At 35.6% G+C, this 25,211-nt stretch carries 18 protein-coding genes; 16 read left to right on the top strand and 2 right to left on the bottom strand.

The features are described from left to right. The first annotated feature begins 180 nt into the window (after window positions 1–180). The 3 genes from parE (at window position 181) to ABH957_RS06245 (ending at window position 6,025) form a co-directional block, all read left to right on the top strand. Window positions 181–2,145 (top strand): DNA topoisomerase IV subunit B, encoded by a 1,965-nt coding sequence (gene parE, locus ABH957_RS06255; protein WP_002014314.1) that lies wholly within the window; start codon window positions 181–183, stop codon window positions 2,143–2,145. A 1-nt stretch (window position 2,146) separates the two neighbouring features. Next, on the top strand, window positions 2,147–4,570 hold the full coding sequence (gene parC, locus ABH957_RS06250) for a DNA topoisomerase IV subunit A (RefSeq protein ID WP_404456582.1): 2,424 nt from the start codon (window positions 2,147–2,149) through the stop codon (window positions 4,568–4,570). Between the two features lie 423 nt (window positions 4,571–4,993). After that, window positions 4,994–6,025, top strand: coding sequence for an oxidoreductase (locus ABH957_RS06245; RefSeq protein ID WP_404456584.1), 1,032 nt, complete (start codon window positions 4,994–4,996; stop codon window positions 6,023–6,025). 24 nt (window positions 6,026–6,049) lie between these two features. On the opposite strand, the gene ABH957_RS06240 is transcribed toward ABH957_RS06245, so the two are convergent. Beyond that, on the bottom strand, window positions 6,050–6,643 hold the full coding sequence (locus ABH957_RS06240; RefSeq protein WP_404456586.1) for a TetR/AcrR family transcriptional regulator: 594 nt from the start codon (window positions 6,641–6,643) through the stop codon (window positions 6,050–6,052). 164 nt (window positions 6,644–6,807) lie between these two features. Between ABH957_RS06240 and ABH957_RS06235 the strand changes: the two genes are divergently transcribed. The 6 genes from ABH957_RS06235 (at window position 6,808) to ABH957_RS06210 (ending at window position 15,549) form a co-directional block, all read left to right on the top strand. Continuing rightward, window positions 6,808–7,701, top strand: coding sequence for an ABC transporter ATP-binding protein (locus tag ABH957_RS06235; protein ID WP_002014324.1), 894 nt, complete (start codon window positions 6,808–6,810; stop codon window positions 7,699–7,701). Then, entirely contained in the window at window positions 7,694–8,500 is an 807-nt protein-coding gene (locus ABH957_RS06230) for an ABC transporter permease subunit (protein WP_404456588.1), read from the top strand. Before ABH957_RS06235 ends, ABH957_RS06230 begins: the two co-directional genes overlap by 8 nt. A 356-nt stretch (window positions 8,501–8,856) precedes the next feature. Continuing rightward, on the top strand, window positions 8,857–10,563 hold the full coding sequence (locus tag ABH957_RS06225) for a peptide ABC transporter substrate-binding protein (RefSeq protein ID WP_002146345.1): 1,707 nt from the start codon (window positions 8,857–8,859) through the stop codon (window positions 10,561–10,563). A gap of 283 nt (window positions 10,564–10,846) precedes the next feature. Beyond that, the gene (locus tag ABH957_RS06220) at window positions 10,847–12,562 is read left to right on the top strand and encodes a peptide ABC transporter substrate-binding protein (protein ID WP_002146346.1); all 1,716 of its coding nucleotides are present in this window, start codon (window positions 10,847–10,849) and stop codon (window positions 12,560–12,562) included. A 442-nt stretch (window positions 12,563–13,004) separates the two neighbouring features. After that, complete coding sequence (locus tag ABH957_RS06215) at window positions 13,005–14,711, top strand: peptide ABC transporter substrate-binding protein (RefSeq protein WP_016092063.1); 1,707 nt, start codon at window positions 13,005–13,007, stop codon at window positions 14,709–14,711. 118 nt (window positions 14,712–14,829) lie between these two features. Then, window positions 14,830–15,549 (top strand): class I SAM-dependent methyltransferase, encoded by a 720-nt coding sequence (locus ABH957_RS06210; RefSeq protein WP_404456591.1) that lies wholly within the window; start codon window positions 14,830–14,832, stop codon window positions 15,547–15,549. A 38-nt stretch (window positions 15,550–15,587) separates the two neighbouring features. On the opposite strand, the gene ABH957_RS06205 is transcribed toward ABH957_RS06210, so the two are convergent. Beyond that, window positions 15,588–15,989 (bottom strand): hypothetical protein, encoded by a 402-nt coding sequence (locus tag ABH957_RS06205; RefSeq protein ID WP_002087750.1) that lies wholly within the window; start codon window positions 15,987–15,989, stop codon window positions 15,588–15,590. Between the two features lie 138 nt (window positions 15,990–16,127). On the opposite strand from ABH957_RS06205, the gene ABH957_RS06200 reads away from it, so the two are divergent. From ABH957_RS06200 to ABH957_RS06170, 7 genes are all read left to right on the top strand, one after another. Next, entirely contained in the window at window positions 16,128–16,463 is a 336-nt protein-coding gene (locus tag ABH957_RS06200; protein ID WP_404456593.1) for a hypothetical protein, read from the top strand. Window positions 16,464–16,535: 72 nt separating this feature from the next. After that, window positions 16,536–16,874 (top strand): VOC family protein, encoded by a 339-nt coding sequence (locus tag ABH957_RS06195; protein WP_002087749.1) that lies wholly within the window; start codon window positions 16,536–16,538, stop codon window positions 16,872–16,874. A gap of 255 nt (window positions 16,875–17,129) precedes the next feature. After that, the gene (locus tag ABH957_RS06190; RefSeq protein WP_404456595.1) at window positions 17,130–19,226 is read left to right on the top strand and encodes a vWA domain-containing protein; all 2,097 of its coding nucleotides are present in this window, start codon (window positions 17,130–17,132) and stop codon (window positions 19,224–19,226) included. An 83-nt stretch (window positions 19,227–19,309) separates the two neighbouring features. Further along, window positions 19,310–22,672 carry a tubulin-like doman-containing protein gene (locus ABH957_RS06185; RefSeq protein ID WP_404444052.1) on the top strand — a complete coding sequence of 1,121 codons (3,363 nt, stop codon included), beginning with the start codon at window positions 19,310–19,312 and terminating at the stop codon, window positions 22,670–22,672. Between the two features lie 57 nt (window positions 22,673–22,729). Continuing rightward, complete coding sequence (locus ABH957_RS06180) at window positions 22,730–22,870, top strand: hypothetical protein (RefSeq protein ID WP_002128471.1); 141 nt, start codon at window positions 22,730–22,732, stop codon at window positions 22,868–22,870. Window positions 22,871–23,384: 514 nt separating this feature from the next. Further along, window positions 23,385–24,761, top strand: coding sequence for a branched-chain amino acid transporter BcaP (gene bcaP, locus ABH957_RS06175; RefSeq protein ID WP_002190355.1), 1,377 nt, complete (start codon window positions 23,385–23,387; stop codon window positions 24,759–24,761). Between the two features lie 112 nt (window positions 24,762–24,873). Further along, entirely contained in the window at window positions 24,874–25,122 is a 249-nt protein-coding gene (locus ABH957_RS06170; protein WP_000871335.1) for a DUF1294 domain-containing protein, read from the top strand. Window positions 25,123–25,211: the final 89 nt, after the last annotated feature.

Raw genomic sequence — 25,211 nt, 5'->3', positions numbered from 1 at the left:
GTTGACAAACGATTATTTTTCTGAAATAGTAGCCTAGAGGAATCCTTGTGAAAAAAACAAGGATTTTTCTATTGAAAATAGTATATAAAAGAGATAAGATAACTTGCCAAAACTATAGTCGAGGCGTTATTCTATAATAGAAACATATGTTCTGATTTGATTAGGAAAGGGGCAAGGAGTTTGGCGAAGCATCAGTTCCAATATAATGAAGATGCAATTCAAGTGTTAGAAGGACTTGAAGCCGTTCGAAAACGCCCGGGTATGTATATCGGGAGTACGGATAGCCGTGGATTGCATCATTTAGTATATGAAATAGTAGATAACTCCGTTGATGAAGCATTAGCGGGATTTGGCGACGAAATTTCTGTCGTAATACATAAAGATAATAGTATTAGCGTAATTGATAAAGGGCGAGGAATGCCTACGGGAATGCATAAGCTTGGAAAGCCGACACCTGAAGTTATTTTAACTGTACTTCATGCTGGTGGTAAGTTTGGCCAAGGAGGCTATAAAACGAGTGGTGGTTTACACGGTGTTGGGGCATCAGTTGTAAACGCCTTATCAGAATGGCTAGTAGTAACGATTAAGCGAGATGGTAGCATTTATGAACAACGCTTTGAAAATGGTGGTACTCCTGCAACGACGTTAGAGAAAATCGGGAAAACGAAAGAGTCTGGTACAACGATGCACTTCAAACCAGATACAACTATTTTCAGCACAACAAATTATAATTATGAAACATTATGTGAGAGATTACGTGAATCTGCATTCTTATTAAAAGGAATGAAAATCTCGATAAAAGATGAACGTAATGATTTAGAAGATGTGTTTCATTATGAAACAGGAATTGAGGCTTTCGTTTCATACTTAAACGAAGAGAAAGATTCGATTCATCCAGTTGTATATTTCTCGGGTGAGCAAAATGGAATTGAAGCAGAGTTAGCGTTTCAGTTTAATGATGGTTACTCAGAAAACATTCTTTCGTTTGTAAATAATGTACGTACAAAAGACGGTGGTACACACGAAGCTGGATTTAAAACAGCAATGACACGTGTGTTCAATGAGTATGCTCGTAAAGTTTCTTTATTAAAAGAAAAAGACAAAAATTTAGAGGGTACAGATATTCGAGAAGGATTAGCTTCGATTGTTTCTGTACGTGTACCAGAAGACGTACTCCAGTTTGAAGGGCAAACGAAAGGGAAACTAGGTACAAGTGAAGCTCGTTCTTCAATTGATGCAATTGTATCTGAGCATTTAGCTTACTTTTTAGAAGAAAACCCGGATGTAGCTACACTTCTTGTGAGAAAGGCAATTAAAGCAGCACAAGCACGTGAGGCTGCTCGTAAAGCGAGAGAAGAAGCGCGTACTGGTAAGAAGAAGAAAAAATCAGAAGGTACTTTAAGCGGGAAGTTAACACCTGCACAATCACGTAATCCTCAGAAAAACGAATTGTATTTAGTAGAGGGTGACTCGGCTGGTGGTTCAGCAAAGCAAGGGCGAGATCGTCGTTTCCAAGCGGTACTACCATTACGTGGTAAAGTAATTAACACGGAAAAAGCAAAGCTTGCTGATATTTTTAAGAACGAAGAGATCAATACGATTATTTACGCAATTGGCGGCGGCGTAGGGAATGAGTTCGCTGTTGAAGATATTAACTACGATAAAGTTGTTATTATGACCGATGCAGATACGGATGGAGCACATATTCAAGTGTTACTACTGACGTTCTTCTACCGTTATATGAAACCACTTATTGAAGCTGGTAAAGTATTTATCGCACTTCCACCTTTATATAAAGTAAGTAAAGGAAAAGGGAAAAGTGAAGTAATTGAATATGCATGGTCTGATGAAGAATTAGGTGATGTAACGAAAAAGGTCGGTAAAGGCTACATGTTGCAGCGCTATAAAGGACTTGGCGAAATGAATGCCGATCAATTATGGGAAACAACGATGAACCCTGAAACACGTACGTTAATCCGTGTGAAAATTGACGATGCATCAAGAGCTGAGCGCCGAGTTACGACGTTGATGGGGGATAAAGTAGAACCTCGCCGTAAATGGATTGAGCGTAATGTACAATTTGGTATGCAAGAAGAAGGAAATATTTTAGAAAATGAAATGATTATGGAGACGGAGGTGGAATAACATGCAGGCAGAGAAGTTTCATGACCTCCCGCTTGAAGACGTGTTAGGTGACCGCTTTGCACGTTATAGTAAATATATTATTCAAGACCGCGCGCTTCCAGATGCGCGTGACGGTTTAAAACCGGTACAAAGACGCATTTTATATTCTATGTATGTAGAAGGAAACGTACATGATAAAGCGTTTCGTAAATCAGCTAAAACAGTAGGTAATGTTATCGGTAATTATCATCCACATGGTGATTCCTCTGTATATGAGGCGATGGTCCGTTTAAGTCAAACTTGGAAAGTACGTAATGTTTTAGTTGAAATGCACGGAAATAACGGTAGTGTTGATGGGGATCCAGCGGCGGCAATGCGTTATACGGAAGCACGTTTATCACCAATCGCATCTGAGTTATTACGTGATCTTGATAAAGAAACAGTAGAATTCGTGTCAAACTTTGATGATACGAGTGAAGAACCTATTGTATTACCGGCAATGTTCCCGAACTTATTAGTGAACGGATCTACAGGGATTTCCGCTGGTTATGCAACAGAAATTCCACCGCATCATCTTGGAGAAGTAATTGATGCTACAATGATGCGTATCGATCAACCGAATAGTTCTGTGGATGACTTGTTAACAGTTATTAAAGGACCAGATTTCCCTACAGGTGGTATTATACAAGGGATAGATGGCATTAAAAAAGCGTATGAAACAGGTAAAGGTAAAATTATTATTCGCGGAAAAGCAGAGGTTGAAACGATTCGTGGCGGGAAGCAACAAATCGTTATTACAGAAATTCCGTACGAAGTAAATAAAGCGAATCTTGTTAAGAAAATGGATGAATTACGTATAGATAAAAAGCTAGATGGAATTGCTGAAGTACGTGATGAGACAGATCGTACAGGTCTTCGTATCGTTGTAGAATTAAAAAAAGAAGCGAATGCTGAAGGTATTTTAAATTATTTATATAAAAATACAGATTTACAAATTCCATACAACTTTAATATGGTAGCGATAAATAATCGTCGTCCGACACTTATGACATTACCTAAGATTTTGGATGCATATATTGGACATCAGAAAGAAGTTGTTACAAGACGCTCACAATATGAATTAAGAAAAGCAGAAAATCGTCAGCATATTGTAGAAGGTTTAAAGAAAGCATTATCAATTTTAGATGAAGTGATTGAAACAATCCGTGGGTCTAAAGATAAGCGTAATGCGAAAGATAATTTAAGTGCGAAATTTGGATTTACAGAGGCGCAGTCAGAAGCAATTGTTTCACTGCAATTATATCGTTTAACGAATACAGATATTACAGCGCTAGAGCAAGAAGCAGCGGAACTTAGTAAGAAAATTATAGAGTTACAGTCAATTTTACAAAGTGAAAAAAGACTTTTTCAAGTTATTAAAACAGATTTGAAGAGAGTAAAGAAAACATATAGTGATAATCGCCGTGCGATAATTGAAGAGGAAATTGAAGAAATTAAAATCGATGTGGAAGTTATGATTCCGCAAGAAGATGTCATCGTTACTGTAACGAAAGAAGGCTATGTGAAACGAACAGGTTGGCGTTCGCATAATGCATCGAACGGGAAATACTTCGGTATGAAAGAGGGTGACATCTTACTTGAGCGTTTCGATACAAACACGACAGAAACCGTTCTTTTATTTACGAACAAAGGAAATTATATTTATCTTCCTGTGTATGAAATGCCAGAAATTCGTTGGAAAGATTTAGGTCAACACGTTGCGAATCTTGTTTCACTCGAGCGAGATGAATCGTTAATTTGGGCAACAGTCGTACCGAATTTTGAAGCAGAAAAACGATTTATCGTATTTGTTACACGAAACGGTATGATTAAGAAAACAGAATTAAACCAATATAAAGTGCAGCGTTATTCACGGGCATTCGTTGCTGTAAACTTGAAAAAAGATGATGAAGTTGTTGATATATTTGCGACAGATGGGACAAGTGATATTGTTCTTGCAACACATGGTGCATATGCACTTGTATTCAATGAAGAAGAAGTAAGTCCAGTTGGTGTCAGAGCAGCTGGTGTGAAAGCAATTAATTTAAAAGAAGATGACTATGTTGCTTCTGGTAAACCGTTAAATGGTGAAAAAGATCAACTTATTCTCGTTACGCAGCGAGGTGCTGTGAAACGTATAAAGGCATCGGAAATTGAGAAATCAACGAGGGCGAAGCGAGGCCTTGTAATTTTTAAAGAGTTAAAACGTAATCCGTACCGCATTGTCGGTATTGAAATAGTTCGAGATGATGAATTAGTTTACATGAAGACAGAGAAACACATTGTAGAAGAAATTGATCCGAAAGCGTTTCGAAATAAAGACCGGTATAGTAATGGTAGTTTAGTACTAGATGTTAATGATACTGGTGAAGTAATTGAAACGTGGACAAAGAAAAGAACGGAATAAAGTGAAACTTTAATCAGTGGGGGGTTTTTCCATCCCCCACTGATTATTAGCCTTCACCAATCGGGCTTTTACGGGCAGTTGGTCTCACGCCTAAATCCCTCGCATTCCCCTTATTTTGAGGTGGGAGTCTTACTGCGCGTTAATGCGGGATAAAGGGAGCATCTTGCTATGAATGATAGCAAGATGCTTTTTTCTAAGCAAATCATTATGTATATAAAAATAATCTTGTTATAATAATGAGATGAAATCGTTCTCATAAAGTGAAACTTTAATCAGTGGGGATTTTCTTTATCCCCACTGATTATTAGTTGAACCAATCGGGCTTTTACGAGCAGTTGATTCCTTACCTAATTTCTTTGCTTTCGCTGAATTTTGAGGTAGGAATCTTACTGCCCGTTAAAGCGGGATAAATGGAGGGGCAATATGAAAAAAATAGGTGTAGGGATTGTAGGATTTGGATTTTCTAGTACAACATTTCACATCCCGTTATTACAAACGATAGAAGAATACGATATTCGTGCTATTTTATCATCAAAAGAAGAAATAGTGAAACAAGCATTACCAAATGCTGAAGTTGTTGGTACAATTGATGAATTAGTAAACCGAGCTGATATTGACTTAGTGGTTATTACTTCGCCGAATACAACCCATTTTCCATATGTAAAAGAAGCAATTGTACACGGCAAGCATGTTGTTGTGGAAAAACCATTCGTTGTTTCAATTGAAGAAGGAGAAGAACTTATTTCATTAGCGAACCGACATAATGTCGTTTTAAGTGTGTATCACAACCGTCGTCTTGATAATGATTTCTTAACGATAAAGAAATTATTACAAGAAAAAAGAATAGGAAATGTATACGCATATGAAGCGCATTTCGATCGTTTCCGCCCACATGTACGCGATCGTTGGAGAGAAAAGAACTTACCAGGATCAGGTATATTATATGATTTAGGATCGCATTTAATTGACCAAGCATTATCATTATTTGGGAAACCAGATGCGATAAGCGCAGATGTAATAAAACAACGACCAGGTGCAGAAGTTGATGATTACTTCCATGTTGTACTTCACTACGGAGTAAAGCGCGTTATTTTACATAGTAGCAGTTACGTAAAGCAAGCTGGACCGCATTTTACACTGCATGGAGATAAAGGTTCTATTGTGAAATACGGCATGGATTCACAGGAAGAACAATTAAAAAATGGAATGAAGCCAGGCGATAATGGTTATGGAGCAGACTCTGAAGAGAATTTTGCTACTTTAGAAACAGAAGAAGAGTTAGTACGTATTCCGACAGAAGTCGGCTGTTATGACATGTATTATAAAGGTGTAAGAGATAGTATTGTAAATGGTGAGAAACCACCTGTAACAGCAGAAGAAGGGTTGGAAGTTATTAGGATTATTCAATTGGCAATTGAAAGTAGTGAAACTGGTAGAGTCATTTTGGTAAAATAAAAAAGACACGATTATGTGTCTTTTTTATTTTTGCGGAACGGAAAGTCCATAAAAAAACATCGTAACTATATCTTGTATATGTTTTTCTCGATCTCCTTCAAGAAGCTGTGCCCCGAAATCATCACCTAATTTAGTGAACATTTGAATGTACAGTAACATCATTTCTTTTGAAAGATGAGGATTAATTTCATTTTTGCGTTGTGCTTGTTCTAATATTTCTAAATACCAAGGCAGAATTTTTTCGTGTTGATAACTATAAATAAATTTTCGGAGCTCTTCGTCTTTTTGCATCATTTGTAGTAGCATATCAGGCTGAAATAACCCGCCCGTATTCATTTTTCTTACAATCATTTTTTGCATTATATCATGAAACGGTAATTTTTCTTCCGCAAGCTCTTTATAATATTGAAATTCAGATATTATAAATTCTTGTATAAGCTCCCTAAATAATGCATCTTTACTTCCAAAATGATTATAAATTGTAACTTGAGAAACGTTTGCTTTTTTTGCAATATGTTCTATTTTTACTTCATTAAATCCGCGTTCTGAAAATAATGTAAAGGCCGCATCTTTAATGGCACGTTTTTTCTTTTCTTTCACTTTTTCAAAGCCGTTCAATACAATCACCTCATTTAAAATATACAAGAAAAAATAATTGAAAACAATAATTTTGAAATATGGACATATAAATATTTCAAAAAGTTGTTGCGAATATGAAAGATGAGGAGTACAATAATTTTGAAATATCACATGTTAAATATTTCAAAAAATGAGGTGGATTTATGATTTCAGTTCAAAATGTTACAAAACAGTTTTCAAATGGAAAAGGCTTGTTTGATATTACATTTGAAGTGAAAGAAGGGGAAGTTTTTGGCTACTTAGGACCAAATGGTGCTGGGAAATCAACAACGATTCGTAATTTAATGGGATTTATAAAACCGACGGCTGGTAAAGCGACAATTTTCGGATTAGATTGTTGGGAAGATGCTGCGAAAATTCAAAGAGAAGTTGGCTATTTACCAGGAGAAATTTCTTTTATTGAAGGAATGAATGGATTAGAATTTTTAAATTTGATGCAAGGAATGCGTGGGTTAAAGGAAACGAAGAGACGTGATGACTTGATAGAGCGTCTGCAATTCGATGTGAAAACACCAATTCGAAAAATGTCTAAAGGAATGAAACAAAAAGTAGGTATAGTTGCGGCATTTATGCATGATCCAGAAGTGCTAATTTTAGATGAACCGACATCAGGACTCGATCCACTTATGCAGCAAATATTTATAGATTTAATATTAGAAGAAAAGCAAAGAGGGAAAACGATTCTTATGTCATCGCATATTTTCACTGAAATTGAGAGAACTTGTGACAGAGTAGCGATTATTAAAGATGGTTGCCTTGTAACAGTTGAAAATATTCATGATTTACAAGAAATGAGACGACAGGTGATAGATGTAACAGTATCAGCGCAAGAAGAAATTGAGTCACTTACACAATCAAATTTACAATTCGAGGCTGTGAAAGGGAAAACAGCATCAATTATTGTGCAAGGAAACTATCAAACTGTTTTACAAATACTTTCAAAATATAATGTAACTGCACTTCAAACAAGAGCAATGGATTTAGAACATTTATTTATGCATTATTACGATAAGAAAGAAGGGATAAAGCATGAATAAACAATTATTTTTAGCTAGTTTGAAAGAAACACAAAAAAGTATTTTGAGTTATGCGACTGGTGCAGTTCTTTATTTATGGCTATTAATTTGGATATTCCCATCGATGGTATCAGCGAAAGGGTTAAATGAATTAATAAGTGCCATGCCTGATAGTGTAAAAAAAATCGTTGGAATGGAAAGCCCAATTCAAAATGTAATGGATTTTTTAGCTGGTGAATATTATAGCCTGTTGTTCATTATCATTTTAACAATTTTTTGCGTCACGGTTGCAACGCATTTAATTGCTCGTCATGTAGATAAAGGGGCGATGGCATATTTATTAGCAACACCTGTATCCAGGGTGCAAATTGTAATTACACAAGCTACTGTTCTCATATTGGGGCTATTAATAATTGTAATTGTTACTTATGTAGCTGGTATATTAGGTGCAGATTGGTTTTTAAAAGATAATAACTTAAATAAAGAATTATTTTTGAAAATAAATGTAGTTGGAGGGCTTATATTTTTAGTAATTAGTGCCTATTCATTTTTCTTTTCTTGTATATGTAATGATGAAAGAAAGGCACTTAGCTACTCAGCCAGTTTAACAATCTTATTTTTCGTATTAGATATGGTAGGGAAATTAAGTGATAAGTTAGAATGGATGAGAAATATATCTTTATTTACATTGTTTCGTCCGAAAGAAATTGCTGAAGGAACATATAATATATGGCCAGTAAGTATAGGCTTAACTGCTGGAGCGCTTAGTATTTTCATAGTAGCAATTGTAGTGTTTAGGAAGAGGGATTTACCGTTGTAAATTAGAAAGTCCACTGAGAAAGTGGGCTTTTTTCGTTTTTGTAGGAAAGAGATTTCTAAAATATACATTATTTATTAACGATAATCTACAGTCTATTTATTGGGAAGTATCATTAACACTATTAAATTAGTGTATATGTAACGATAAAAAACAATGTAAAAAAACTATATGGAATTTTTATGAATATTACTGTAAGAAAATAATTTTTTAATAATTTTCAATAATAACACTTTACAAATTTTAAAAAATTAGTAGAATAAGAAGTAGTAAGAATCGTCTGATAAATATATAAAGAAAAACAGAATTATCAGAAAATTCTTAAATAGCTATCGTTTAGAATTAGGGAGGGTACAAAAATGAAAAAGAAAAAAATGAAAAAACTAACAGCAGTTGTAGTACCGGTTTTAGCAATGAGCATGGCACTAACAGCATGTTCTACATCAGGCGGAGATAAAAAGACAAGCACAAACTCAAGTGGAGATAGCAAGTCAGAGGGGAAATTAGCGGCAAAACAAGTGTTAAATCGAACAGAAACAAATGAAATTCCAACGATGGATACTTCGAAAAATACGGATACACTTGGTTCGCAAATTTTAGGAAATACAATGGAAGGTTTGTATCGCCTAGATAAAGATAATAAGCCAACTCCAGCTGCCGCGGAATCTAGTACGAAAAGTGAAGATGGTAAAAAATATACATTTAAACTACGTAAAGATGCAAAATGGTCAAATGGTGATCCAGTAACTGCGAAAGATTTCGTATATGCATGGCAACGTCTATTAGATCCGAAAACAGCTGCTGAGTATGCGTTTATCGCATTCCCACTAAAAAATGCAGAAGCGGTTAATAAAGGAGAAAAACCTGTAACTGAATTAGGAGCGAAAGCGTTGGATGATTATACGCTTGAAGTTGAATTAGAGCAAGCGGTACCGTACTTTTTAAACTTAGTAGCATTTCCATCGTATTATCCACTAAATGAAAAATTTGTAAAAGAAAAAGGGGATAAATACGGTTTAGAATCTGATACAGTAGTTTATAATGGACCGTTCGTTCTTACTGACTGGAAACATGAGCAAGGTTGGAAGTTGAAGAAAAATGATCAATATTGGGATAAAAAGACTGTAAAATTAGATGAAATTAACTATAGCGTTGTAAAAGAGCAAGCAACTCGTGTGAATTTATATGATAGCGGTCAAGTTGACTTTGCATTATTAAATGGTGAGTTTGTCGATAAATATAGAAATAAGAAAGATGAGTTTGGAACATATTCACAAGTGAGTACGTATTTCATCCGTCTGAATCAAAAACGTGGTGGACAAGATACACCGTTAAAGAGCAAAAAATTACGTGAAGCAATTGCGTTATCAATTGATAAAAAGAATTTAGCAACTGTTATTTTAAATGATGGCTCACAACCTGCTGATTTCTTAGTACCAAAAGGTTTAGCAACTGGACCAGACGGTAAAGACTTCCAAGAGACATTTAAAAATGGTCTGAAACAAGACTCCAAAAAGGCAGCTGCAGCATGGGAAGAAGCGAAAAAAGAGCTTGGCAAAGATCAAGTTACGATTGAATTTTTAAACTACGATACTGGTAATGCGAAAAAAGTTGGAGAATATATAAAAGATCAAATTGAGAAAAATTTAAAAGGTGTAACAGTAAATATTAAACTTCAGCCATTCAAGCAAAAACTAAAATTAGAAACTGAGCAAGAGTATGATATTTCGTTTGCTGGCTGGGGACCTGACTATGCAGATCCAATGACATTCTTAGATATGTTTGATTCTAAGCATTCTCATAACCAAATGAGCTTCTCTGATCCGAAATATGATGAAATGATCAAAAAAGCGGGCGGTGAATTAACGAATGAAGCGAAAAAACGTTGGGAAGAACTAGGAAAAGCAGAGAAATTATTACTTGAAGAGGATGTAGCGCTTGTACCTATATACCAACGTGGAGATGCTTACGTTTTACAACCAAATATAAAAGGCATTGTTCACCATAATATTAGTCCAGAGTATAGCTTTAAATGGGCTTATGTAACCGAGAAAGACGGGAAATAATAGAATTTAAAAAAGCATTCCAAAAGTAGCTAATCTACTTTTGGAATGCTTTTTTTAGTGTAATTAAATAGAGAAGAATAAGGGGTATAGTATGTAAATACAGTAGATGAGGGATAAATCATACTAAATTACGAAGGAAAAATCTGAATATTTAAAATAAAACTATTTACAAACGCGGAAAATAGAGTAGAATAATATTAGTTATAATTTTCTGAAAAGTAAATCCTTAGCAAGGGGTCTCTCAAGGGTTGGTATTGTACATATAATTGGGGAGGGTATAAAAATGAAGAGAAAAAAGATGAAAAAGTTAACAGCAGTTGTAGTACCAGTTTTAGCGATGAGCGTTGCATTGACAGCGTGCTCTGGGTCAGGTGGAGAGAAGAAAACGACTACTACATCTAATAGTGGGGAAGAAAAAAAATCTGATATTAAATATGCAGCGAAGCAAGTATTAAATCGTACGGAAAACCAAGAAATTCCGACGATGGACACTTCTAAATCCACTGATACGTTAGGGGCACAAATTTTAGGGAACACAATGGAAGGGTTATATCGTCTTGATAAAGATAATAAGCCTATTCCAGCTGCTGCAGAATCAAGTACGAAAAGCGAAGATGGTAAAAAATATACGTTTAAACTGCGTAAAGATGCGAAATGGTCAAATGGAGATCCTGTAACAGCGAAAGATTTCGTATACGGATGGCAGCGCTTACTTGATAAAAACACAGCTGCAGAATATGCGTTTATTGCCTACTATATTAAAAATGCAGAGGCAATTAATAAAGGTGAAAAACCTGCAACGGAATTAGGTGCAAAAGCGGTAGATGATTATACACTTGAAGTAGAATTAGAAAAACCAGTACCATATTTCTTAAACTTATTAGCATTCCCGTCATACTATCCATTAAATGAAAAGTTTGTAAAAGAAAAAGGAGATAAGTTTGGTTTAGAAGCAGATACAACGGTGTATAACGGACCATTCGTTATGTCTTCATGGAAACATGAACAAGGATGGCAGCTGAAGAAAAATGATAAATATTGGGATAATAAGACTGTGAAATTAGAAGAAATTAATTACAGCGTTGTAAAAGAAGTGGCTACAAAAGTAAATTTATATGATACAGGATCAATTGATTTCACACTACTATCAGGAGAGTTTGTAGATAAATATAAATCGAATAAAGATGAGTACGGTGAGTATGCAGAATCAAGTACATTCTTCTTACGTTTAAATCAAAAGCGTAACGGACAGGATACACCGTTAAAGAGCAAAAAACTGCGTGAAGCAATTGCTTTATCAGTTGATAAAAAGGGCTTAGCAAACGTTATTTTAAATAATGGATCCAAAGCAACAGATCAATTGGTTCCAAAAGGGCTTGCGACAGGACCTGACGGTAAAGATTACCAAGATACGTTTAAAAATGGTCTGAAACAAGATACGAAAAAAGCAGCAGCTGCATGGGAAGAAGCGAAAAAGGAACTTGGAAAAGATCAAGTTACAATTGAATTACTAAGCTATGATGATGGAACTGCGAAAAAGATTGCTGATTATGTTAAAGATCAAATTGAGAAAAATTTAAAAGGTGTAACGATTAATACGAAAATTCAGCCGTTCAAACAAAAATTAAAATTAGAGTCAGCGCAAGATTATGAAATCTCTTATGCAGGCTGGAGCCCAGATTATGCGGATCCAATGACATTTATTGATATGTTTGAATCGAAGAGCCCATATAACCAAATGAGTTATTCGAATCCGAAATACGATGAAATGGTGCAAAAAGCAGGTAATGAATTATTATCTGATCCGAAGAAGCGTTGGGAAGCGTTAGGAAAAGCAGAAAAATTATTCCTTGAAGAAGATGCAGGATTAGTTCCTTTATATCAAACAGGAAGATCATATGTAATGAAACCGAATGTAAAAGGCGTCGTTAAACATAACATCAGTCCAGAATATAGCTTTAAGTGGGCGTATGTAACTGAGGATGGCGGGAAAAAATAATATAGAGGCATTTTAAAAGTGGCTAAGCTGCTTTTGAAATGCTTTTTTGTATGAATAGGAGAACAAGGCACATGGAAATTTTGAGAAATGTTGAGGTTTCTTTTAAAATTCTACTGTAGGAAATTAGAAAAGAGTTCAACAATTGGATAGATAAATGATAGCAGAGAGTTCATATTGATGAGAAAAATATAGAACTTAGTAATAGAGAAGAATAAGAGGAGGTATGTTTACATATAGTAGATGGGGGATAATTCATATAGTAGTAATAGTAAAATAGCAAGTTACTATCATAAAAAAAATAAACTTTTAGAATATTCTTAAAAATACTTTACAAAACTGAAAAAAATAGTAGAATATTAATTAATAAGAATTTTCTGATAAATAAAGTTGGTAGAAATCTCTAAAAGTTAGTAGCGTACATATAATTGGGGAGGGTACAAGAATGAAGAAAAAGATGAAAAAGTTCACGGCGGTTGTAGCGCCAGTATTAGCGATGAGTATGGCGTTAACAGCATGTTCTGGGTCTTCCGGTGGGGAAAAGAAAACGACTACGACGTCTAATAATGGTGGGGAAGAGAAGAAATCCGATATTAAATATGCGGCAAAGCAAGTGTTAAATCGTACAGAAACGAATGAAATTCCGACGATGGATACTTCAAAAAATACAGATACACTTGGCTCGCAAATTTTGGGGAATACAATGGAAGGTTTATATCGCCTTGATAAAGATAATAAGCCAATCCCAGCTGTAGCAGAATCTAGTACAAAAAGCGAGGATGGTAAAAAATATACATTCAAATTACGTAAAGATGCAAAATGGTCAAACGGTGATCCTGTAACGGCGAAAGATTTCGTATTTGCATGGCAACGTCTAGTAGATCCACAAACAGCTGCTGAGTATGCATTTATTGCTTACTATCTTAAAAATGCAGAAGCAATTAATCAAGGGAAAGCAGAAGTTTCTACGTTAGGCGTAAAAGCAGTTGATGATTATACGCTTGAAGTTGAATTAGACAGACCGGTACCATATTTCTTGAACTTAATGGCATTTGCATCATACTATCCGTTAAATGAAAAGTTTGTAAAAGAAAAAGGGAAGAAATACGGTTTAGAGTCCGATACAACAGTTTATAACGGTCCATTTGTGCTTACTGATTGGAAACATGAGCAAGGTTGGAAGTTGAAGAAAAATGATCAGTATTGGGATAAAAAGACAGTGAAATTAGAAGAAATTAATTATAGTGTAGTAAAAGAAGCAGCTACTAGGGTGAATTTATATGATACAGGTGCAATTGATTTTGCACTTTTATCTGGAGAATTCGTTGATAAGTATAGAAATAAAAAAGATGAGTTTGGAGCATATTCGGAAACAAGTACGTTTTACTTACGTCTAAATCAAAAACGTGGTGGGCAAGATACACCGTTAAAGAGCAAAAAATTACGTGAAGCAATTGCATTATCGGTTGATAAGAAGGGTTTAACTAATGTAATTTTAAATGATGGTTCAAAACCAGTTGATTACTTAGTAGCAAAAGGTTTAGCAAGTGGACCAGACGGTAAAGATTTCGCAGAAACATTCAAGAATGGTTTAAAACAAGATTCCAAAAAGGCAGCAGCAGCTTGGGAAGAAGCGAAAAAAGAACTTGGAAAAGATCAAGTGACAATTGAATTATTAAATTATGATACTGGTAATGCGAAAAAAGTTGGGGAGTACGTGAAAGATCAAATTGAAAAGAATCTAAAAGGTGTAACAGTAAATATTAAACTTCAACCATTTAAGCAAAAACTAAAATTAGAATCAGATCAAGATTATGATTTCTCATATGGCGGCTGGAATCCGGATTATGCGGATCCGATGACGTACCTTGATATGTTTGAAACAAAGAATTCTCAGAACCAAATGAGCTACTCAAATTCAAAATATGATGACATTATTGATAAAAGTAAGACAGAATGGATGGCTGATGCAAAAAAACGTTGGGCAGAGTTAGGGAAGGCAGAGAAATTGTTACTTGAAGAAGATGTAGCGCTTGTACCTTTATATCAAAGTGCTAAAGCATATGTTATGCAACCAAATGTAAAGGGAATTGTGAAACATAATATTAGTCCGGAATATAGTTTCAAATGGGCGTATGTAGAAGAGAAATAATAAAAGAAAAAAGCATTTTCAAGTTGCGGTATTATAGCACTTGAAAATGCTTATTTTTCTGTGCACTATTTTTTTATGGATGAATATATGTATTATAGAAAACTCAAAGGAGAATCTCATGAAACGAAACACATACATCGATTTTCTAGCTTATTACGGAATAGGGAGTGCTCATCCTGGTGGTTTTACGTTAACGAAGCAATTGCTATCTCAAGTGCCACTTAGACACGGAGCAAATGTTCTTGAGATAGGTTGCGGCACTGGGAAAACAGCGGCGTATATGACAAAAGAATTGGGTTATAAAGTGACAGCGGTTGAAAAGAATGAAATTATGATTCAAAAAGCGAAAGATAGATGGTTGTTTGATGGTTTAAATATACAATTGATTCAAGGCGATGTAGAAGGGTTACCGTGTTTAAATGATTATTTTGAGCTTGTACTTGGAGAATCTATACTCGCTTTTACAAATAAAGAAAAGGTTATTTCGGAATGTTATCGTGTATTACAAAAGGATGGGAGACTTGTTGTCATTGAAATGATTACAGAAAAACATATTGAGAAGAAAGAGGAGGAAAAGATTGGACAGTTATACGGTATGAAAGAATTATTAACTGAGAATGAGTGGATTCATTTATTTCAAGCAGCAAATTTTAAAAGAATTACAATTGCGGGTGGCGGAACTATTGCAGAAACAGTTGCAGGACATGTGGAAGAGCCAGAGTGGAATGTATCACCGTTTATTCCGGAAGAATTGTATGAGGCGTGGGTGCAACACGAACAAGTACTGCTTATGTATCAACATATTTTAGGGCATCGGATTTTTATATGTGAAAAATAGAAAAAGAGTTGGCTAAAGATAGTCAACTCTTTACTATATTAGATGAAAAATAATGCAGCCAAAGTAATTCCAAAAATAAAGCCAAATCCGAGTTCAAGGCCCCAGCCACCGCCAAAGCCACAACCGCCGCAACCACGACGGCCACATCCGCAGCCACCGAATCCACCACCGAATCCACCATCGAATCCACCACCACATCCAAATCCACAGTTATCACATCTGCTAAGACCGCCGCAAATATCACATCCGCCGTTTGAATATGCGCCATGGTATCCAAATCCTGTATCAAAAGATGAACGCTGCTGTACTGGCTCAATCCAAACAGAATCATTTGTCACGTCTATTATTTTTCCTAAATGGATATGACCATCACGATCTTCAATTCGAACAACTTTTCCGAAATAACGTTGGCATGTATTATAACATTTTTGTCTATGCATGTTCTTTCCTCCTTCCCCCATTACAGTAATACGATATGTAAGGGGGACAAGTGCGGCTTGTACGAATGACCTATCTATCATAATTGTTATAGGAAAGGGGAAATATACGAACAGGATATATAGTGAGGAGGAAATGAAATGAAATCTACAGATCAATTTCAGACGTACGAAGTTCCTTGGGAAGAATTTATAGAAGCATTGCGAGGTGAAATGAAGAAGCAAGTAGGAGCGGATATTATAGATACAGTAGTTTGTAATTTGGAAGATGGTTTTGAAGTGTATACATATGTGCAGGGTGATTTGGATTTCGAGTATACAGAAGCTCTTGAACGAAAATATGGGAGTGACGGGAAAATCCCTAATTTGTTAACAGTTATGCTGGTAGCTAGCATTTATAATACGGGTGAAGAGAATATACGTTTACATGCAGATAATAAAGATAATCCAATTGTTGAGGTATATGTGAAGCAATGAAACACGCTGTGAAAGGCGTGTTTTTTATTTATATGATAAAATGTTAGAAAATTAAGAAAGAAGGCGAGTGAATTGAAAATTAATCATCTTAATTTAACAGTTATAGATGTAACAGCTGCTAGAGAGTTTTTAGAAAAATATTTTAGTTTAACTTGTAGTGGAACAAGGGGGAATGCCTTTGCGGTTTTGCGGGATAATGATGGGTTTATATTAACTTTAATGAAAGGGAAAGAAGTTCATTATCCGAAAACATTTCATGTAGGATTTCCACAAGAAAATGAAGAACAAGTTAATAAAATTAATCAAAGATTGAAGGAAGACGGATTTTCAGTCGAACCGCCTAAACATGCACATGCGTATACGTTTTATGTCGAAGCACCTGGAGGATATACAATTGAAGTGATGTGCTAATTAAAAATCAAACTTTTTGTTAGGAGTTTTTAATTTTAAAAGTAGGAAAAGTCTGTTTTAAGGGTGGAGCTTAAACAGGCTTTTTTACTTATATAATTGGATAGAAAATGCTAGAAGGAATATTACCAAGTTATATATCTATTTACATAATAAAGTTATGGTTCGTTCGTTGTCCTAAAATACAAGTCATATATCTTGTTTCCCCTCATAAATTTAAACATAGGAATTTGTCTACAAAGGTGGCGAAGCCTCATCATGAAAATTCGAATTTGTGCCACGTTCATGTTGTTTCTATTTATATGTTTACCTTTTTCAGTTTTTGCAAAAGGAGAGGAGGCGAAGGAAAGGGTCGTTTCACTTGTATATGATGATTCGGGCAGCATGAGAAATAACGATCGCTGGAAGTATGCCAATTACGCCTTGCAAAGTTTAGTTGCGCTATTAGATGAGAAAGATAAATTTTCTTACGTTCCAATGAGTAAGCCAAATGATCCGTTAAACATTTCGTTAACAAAGGATCAAAGGCAAACAGAAATTAATGGAATCGGCGCGTGGAAAACATATTTAAATACTCCATTTAGCGCAGTAGAAACGGCGATGCAATCTATAGAGAAGGAAGCAGATATAGATGGGAAACGTGAATTTTGGCTTATTGTATTAACTGACGGGGCATTTAATGATTTGGAGAAAGATAAGATTGGCGGAAAAGAACAAATTACACAGAAGTTAGCACAGTTTAAGAAAGAGATGGATTCTAAAAAGATCTCTTTACACCCAGTCTTAATCACGATGGAAGAGGATTTAGGGCAGCAAGAAAAAGAGCAGTTAAATACGTTTAAAGAGATTTGGAAAAAAGAAATGAATGGAGTTGTCATGCCGTCTAGCGGTGAGGATGGTATTGTACAAAGTGTGAATCAAGTGGCAGCATTAGTTGCAAATCGTGATCCATTTTCTTCTGTTGAGTCGATTGTCAAAACGAAAATAGTAGGGAAAAAAGTAGAGATTACAACACCGTTTCCATTAAAGCGTATGACGCTTGTACGACAATCACCTTCTTTGTCTAATTATAAAGTTATGCAACTTTCCAAACCGTTACAATTGCAGTCTTCTTTTTCTATACATGCACCAGGAGAAGCTAAATTATTCGGAAATATAGTGCATGTAAGTACAGCGAACCAGGAAGTGATTAAGCCAGGGACATATACGATAGAAGTGGATCAGGACATTGAGAAAGAGGGATTACAAGTACTTGTTGAACCAGCGCTTAATTATACTGTTTCTACGTACGACAAAGATGATAAAGATAGAAAAAATGTTGAGAAAATGTATGAAGGTGTGACAGCTGTTATTGAAGCGAAACCTACTGAATTACCAATTCAAACTTCTTATTTCGAAGCAGAAGTAGAAATAGATGGAAAGCAGTATCCGATGAAGTGGGATGATAAAAGACATGTGTTTTATTACGAGACACAGGTTGGTAAAGCGTTAGTACGCGGGAAAGTCCATATGAATATAAAGGGATTTTATAGACAGACGAAAGAATTCAAGATTGAACCAGCTGAAAAACCAAAATTAACACTTCAAGCTGTTACGAAAGATTATGAAGAAAAGGTAACAAATTTAGAAAATAGTAAACCATTTATTTTACAGCCCCAGTTAAATGGTAAACCGATGACAGAAGAGGCTGTAAAGAAACTATTAAAATCTACTGGTGTCACATCGAATCAATCGATCAACTATGAATTAAAACAGCATGGTAGTCAAGTTTATGTTTATCCTCGACCTTATTACTCCGACACATTCAATTTTACAGATACCGGCACCGTAGAGGCTACCATCACGATCAATGATTCAACATTACAAGAAGTAAAGGAAAAGATCGTACTGCACATTGAAAATGCGCCGTTTTTTGAGAAGTATGCGCTCATTTTTAAATTTGTAATTCCTATCACTTTATTACTTTTAATAGTAGGAATTATTATTTTAGGATGGATTGTTCGTCCGAGATTTCATCGGAAAGCATTACTATATTACGAATGGGATCAAGAAGTAGCGAAAGATTGGCTTTATCAATCTGAACCAGAGTTACTTAAAAATAAATGGTGGAAGCACTATTTTGGCATTCCATTCCGAGCAGAAAGAAAGACTGTGCAATCTGTAACATTAATAGCGAAAAAAGGATCGAAATCTATATTTGTAGCGAAAGAATCGCAAGTGGTTGGGATGATTATTGATGGGATGTTTATAACAGAGGAAGAGGTAGGAATGGAGCATAAGACGTTGTATCCAAATGAACTTTTAGTAATTGATAGAGGATATGGTAAGGAGATTTACCGGTACGAATGTGAATAGTAGATAGGGTGTAAGAGGGGCGGAGGAGGCCCGGCTCTCTTTATTCTTCTTTTCAAACAAGCAAGAATAGGAAGGTGGTTCACATGACATTACAAGTTCCAACAATTTTAATTGGCTTAGGTGGAATCGGTAGTACTGTCACACATCAAATATATGAAAGATTACCTGAGGAGCGTCGTAAAAAGGTAGCGATGCATGTATTTGATACAGATGTGAATACATTGAGTAAATTTGATCATATTCGGAAGTTTAAGACGCAAACGAGCTCGAGTAAAACACCGAGAGAGTATATTGCGGGAGATCCAACGATTCCAGAGTGGTTCCCAATGGACCCGACTATACTTGATAAACCGTTAACGGAAGGAGCGGGCCAGTTACGTGTCATTTCACGTTTAGCGCTACGTGCTGCGATGAAAGAAGATAAACTCACATCGTTTTGGCAAGAAATCGAGAAGATTTTTCCAGTTACAAGTGATCAGACGGAATATGGTGTACGTGTCATTATTGTAACATCACTAGCTGGCGGAACAGGCTCAGGGATGTTTTTACAAATCGCATTATATTTGCGTGAAATGCTCCGGAAAAAATTGCAGCATCACAACATTTTAATTCGCGGTGCGTTTTTAATGCCCGATGTTTTAGTTAAGACGAGAACGGTTAGTGCGAAAGAGTTTGAAACTGTGCAAGCGAATGGTTATGCATCGTTAAAAGAGTTGCACGCTATTACGCTCGGGTCGACTGGTGAATTATCCAAACGAGGCGGCGTAACGATTGAATTAGAATATCGTCCTGATCAAGTGGATGAAGATGGAAGAACAAATCATACGATAAAGCAGCATCATTTACCGTACAATTATTGTTTCTTATATGATTATGAAAATTTACATGGGCACCATTTGCACAATTTATCGGATTATATGGAGCAAATGGCAAATACGATTTATTTACAGTTATTCAGTCCAATGTCTGCAAATCATTTTGCGCAAGAAGATAATCAAATTCAGCAATTGGCAGAATCGAGTGGGAAAGGGAGATATTGCGGAGCAGGAACGGCGAAGCTCATTTATCCGTATGAGCACGTTTTGAAATACTGTGCTTTAAAATGGGCGGTGCAAGGTTTAGATGAATCTTGGCTTCATTTAGATCAACTGTTTCAAGAGAAGAAGCAAAGATATGATCAAGATGTAAAGCGCGGTATGCAGCGTGAAAAGCCAGAGCGCGGGAAAAGTTATTTAGAAGATTTAGAGCATCTTGCTACTCGTCCAGAGCAGGCCCATATTTTTTATAGACAAATGTTCAATGAGACGCGCGAAGGGGCAGAGGGCGGTAAGGTCGGTGTTGCGAAGTCTAAGTTGTTTTTAGAGGCTGTCGAAAGCTATGTACACCGTACAGTGCAAAAAGATGAAGAATTAAACCGCCTGCAGCATGAGTGTAAAATATCGGCTACGAAACTGAAAATGATGGAACAAATGAAAGGTGAAGTAGCGAGAGTTGATCATGCGGTGCGTTTATATGCTTATGCGATTCCGAGCCGTGTACATGAGCATGTTACTACACTTTTATATGACATGGTCGAATCAGACCGCTTTATACCGAGTGGATCAGAAGGACAGTCTTATCAATTAAATACATGGTTTTTAAAGAAAACGGATCCGGTTCATCCTGTCGCAGCACGTTTTATGCTGTATGAAATTCGTAAGCAGTTAGTAGAGAAGATGAATCGACTGCATGAAAATAATGAACAAAAGCGTAATTTAATTCAAAACTACGATAAGAAATTTAATGTGAGTAATATTGATGGAACGGTAACGGCTGTTCGCCGCGTTGAAATTGCTCAGCAACAAGGCTGGGTCGGGAAAATGTTTTATAATCAGCAACGTTTGTTCAAAAAAGAATTTGAAGATATCGTAACGCAATATGTCCACAAATTAAGTGAGTATCGTAAAGAAATGTTATTAGAACTCGTGTATCAATCGCTATACCAAGCAGTTGATAAAATGATCCAATATTGGGAAAGATTCTTTGATAATTTACACGAAACACGTGAAAATTTATTGTTTGAAATCCAAAAGCGAAGCAAGGAATTTGAGGGGAAAACGAACCCGACGAATGTATATGTATTAGCAGAAGAGAAATTGCAAGAAAAGATTTGGCAAGATATGCAGCAACATTTAAATTTAGGTGTATTACCGAAAGATATATCGTCCGAAATTTATATGAGCTTGTACGGGGAATATTGTCGTGATGCGAAAGCCGAAGAAATTCAGTCGAAAAAGGTGGAAGACTTCTATCGTGAACATATATTGAGTTATTGTTATGACGAACTTCAAGTGCGCTATCGTGACAAACTAGAGCTTAATATCGTTGAAGCATTGCGAAAAGAAGCAGATTTCAAGAAACGTGATCGTGATGAATACGTTCGTGAAAAAATTGAAGATCTTTTCCATTTAGCAAGTCCGTTCGTTCCAAAAGTTTCTCATCATAGAGAGTTACAATATTGGGGCGTACATCCATCTTTAAAACAAGAATTGCAAGAAGAGTTATTGCAAGAAATGTTTAAAGAAAAAGATACGGTAAACGAGGCGTTTTCACCATTTGAAGTGATTTGTTATCGTGCTCATTACGGATTATCGCTACAAGATTTCCCCAAGCTTTCATCTGGGCATATTGCGAATGGTTTTATGAACGATAAAGGTGACTACTTTCAATCGTATTATCGCCGCGTGAACAAATTAAATAGTAAAAAATCTAGTTTGACGCCGCATTTAGATAAATATTGGCACTTACCAGCCTTTATGCCAGACTTGAATGCAACGCAAACAAAGTTAGATTACGATAAATGTAATCGTGCTCTTCTATACGCGTATATGTATCGCTGGATTAGCCTAGTGGCTGTAGATGGGCAGTTCGTGTATCAATATAACGGTGTCGGCCGTAGCTTTTTAATCCAGTCGATGGGGAAAAATATTTCAAGCGAAAGTTATAAGTTGCACAGAGCATTGCTTCATAATCCGTTTATTTATGAAAATATCTTGTCCAGGTTTGAAGAAGAGCAAGAAAAGGCAATGATACAAGGTGGGCATTTATATACACATGCATTTGTATTAGGTGCTCAAGATATTAGATGGCTTCGTAAAGAGCATGTCCATAATATTTTAGATATGATTTTAATGTATGATCGTGAGGCAAAATATGACCCGACGTTAGAAGAAACATCTGATGATTTGTTAAGGCTATTCCTTGATGAAATTGAGCTGTATTTCCAAAACTATTACGGAACAGGTGCAGATATGGTTGCAAAGAAAGAGAAAGAGATGTTTATGAAACAATTGTGGGATCGTTCGTATGCGAAAGGGTATGTGGATCCAAATAGTGCGCCTTATAAAAAATGGCAAAATATATTACATGTTCCCGATGAAGAAGAAGTGCCAAAAACGAATGTATAATGAGTGAAAAGGGAATCCTTAAGAATGACAATACAACTTTAGAAATGAGGGATTCCGATGCCGTTTTTAGGTAGTGTATATCAAATATTTGGATTATATCCAGAAATTTATTATGGAATGATTTCAGCGGAGCTGCAAGAAGAAGCTCAAAAGGAACATATCGATAATAATAGTACAGAAATTGAAGCGGAAGAATAAAGCGCAGATGAACATCTGCGCTTTTTTTATTGTCTTAAGTGAAAATACTGTTTGTAATTTGTAGGAAAGTTAATTGCTCTAATAAGATGAATAGTTATTTCTGTATAACAAATCGACTAATTTTATCATGTTTGCATACGGGGATTACATTGAGTTAAATGTATAAAAATGAATTTTGGAATAATGAAAATTGTATTAAAATGGGAATCAGCAGTGTTCGTGAGTGGTATCGTATATTTTGGAATGCTATTTTATTTATAATTATTCAATTCGGGTGAATTAATTATATTGTTGACAATATAATTAATCCTGTGATAAATTCAATCAATCTTCTAAAAACAAGCCTGTTAACAAGCTTGTTTTTAGAAGATTGATTTTTCTGATTTTAAATTATGTAATTTGTGGAGTCTATATAGGGAGTGAAAGTAAAGCATGAATATTATTAATGTGTAATAGCAACAGTAATAAAGATTGTAATGAGTAAGGGATAATTTTGAAAAAGAGGTTTCTACGAATGAGTTTATTTATAAAGAAAGCAATGAATGAAGAAAAGAAAAAAGTGTTAAAGCAAACTTTAGGAGCAATTGATTTAACGCTTTTAGGAATTGGAGCAATTATTGGTACAGGTATTTTCGTATTAACAGGTATTGTAGCTGCGAAACATGCTGGTCCAGCAATTGTATTATCTTTTATGTTAGCTGCAATTGTATGTGCTTGTGTAGCCTTTTGTTATGCTGAATTTGCATCTACAGTCCCGGTCTCAGGAAGTGTGTATTCGTATACGTATATGACATTAGGTGAGATTTTTGCTTTTATAGTTGGCTGGTGTGTCATGTTAGAGTACTTATTAGCTACTTCTGCGGTGGCGGCGGGATGGTCAGCCTATTTTCAGTCATTGCTACTAGGGTTTAATATTCATATTCCGGCAATCATTGCTTCTGCACCAGGGATGGGGAATGGCGGGATTATCGACTTGCCAGCGGTTATTATTATTTTAATTGTTACATTTTTACTAAGTCGTGGTGTGAAAGAAAGTGCACGTATAAATAATATAATGGTTATTATTAAACTGGCTGTTATTTTAGTATTTATTATTGTAGGAGCAAACTATGTAAAGCCAGAGAATTGGCAGCCGTTTCTTCCTTTTGGATACCATGGTGTTATTGGAGGAGCTGCGACTGTATTTTTTGCCTTTTTAGGTTTCGATGCAGTTGCAACAGCAGCAGAGGAAGTGAAACGCCCACAACGTAACGTTCCAATTGGATTACTTGTCTCTTTATGCATTTGTACAATTCTTTATGTTGGTGTTTCATTCGTGTTAACTGGAATGGTTCCATTTACGGATCTGAATGTAGCTGATCCAGTTGCATATGCACTGCGTATTGTAGGAGAGGATAGAATTGCTGGTCTATTATCAGTTGGAGCGATAGCTGGTTTAACAACAGTTCTGTTAGTTGCTATGTTCGCATTTGTTCGAGTATCATACTCGATGAGCCGAGATGGATTGTTACCAAAAAGATTTTCGAGTGTTCATAAACGTTATCAAACACCATTTTTTAATACATGGATTACGGGTATTCTTGCGGCTGTATTAGCAGGTTTATTGGACTTGAATTTGTTGGCAAATTTAGTGAATGTGGGAACGATAACAGCTTTCATATTTGTATCTATAGCTGTAATTGTATTAAGGAAGACACATCCTAATTTGAAAAGACCGTTCCGTGCTCCGTTAGTTCCATTCTTACCTATACTTGCGATAGTAAGTTGTTTATATTTAGCATTAAATCTTTCTAAAACCACTTTAATCAGTTTTGCAGTTTGGGTTATTGTAGGTATTTTTATTTATTTTATATACGCGAAAAAACATAGTAAGATTAGAAATAGAGTATAAGGTATTACAATTATGGCTGTAGGCTAAAGTTTTTTTACCTATAGCCATTTTTATTTGTGCGCACCTTATTTTCGTGTTAACATAAAGCGGATTTTTTAAGGGAGAGAAAGAGATGAAATGGATTTATTTTATTATTATCAACGTTATAGCATTTAGTATGATGGGGCTTGATAAGCGAAAAGCAAAGAAAAAGCAGTGGAGAACGCCAGAAAGTACGTTGTTTTTATCAGCTGCAGCTGGAGGAGCGGTTGGAGCTTGGATTGGTATGTATATGTTTCATCATAAGACACATAAAAGTAAATTTGTCTTCGGTATTCCAGTGCTCGTTATTATAACAGTAGGAGTGTTTTTATACATATAAAGGATTTGCAAGAGGAATGTCGAAAGAAATGCAGATTGAATATTGGTAAAGTAAGCATGTGAGACTTTATAATGAAGAAAAAAAGAGAA

The sequence above is a fragment of the Bacillus sp. RC242 genome, from assembly GCF_044908245.1.
Taxonomy (GTDB): domain Bacteria; phylum Bacillota; class Bacilli; order Bacillales; family Bacillaceae_G; genus Bacillus_A; species Bacillus_A mycoides.
Note: the sequence above shows the minus strand (reverse complement) of the source record. Positions and strands in the feature narration are given on the sequence as shown.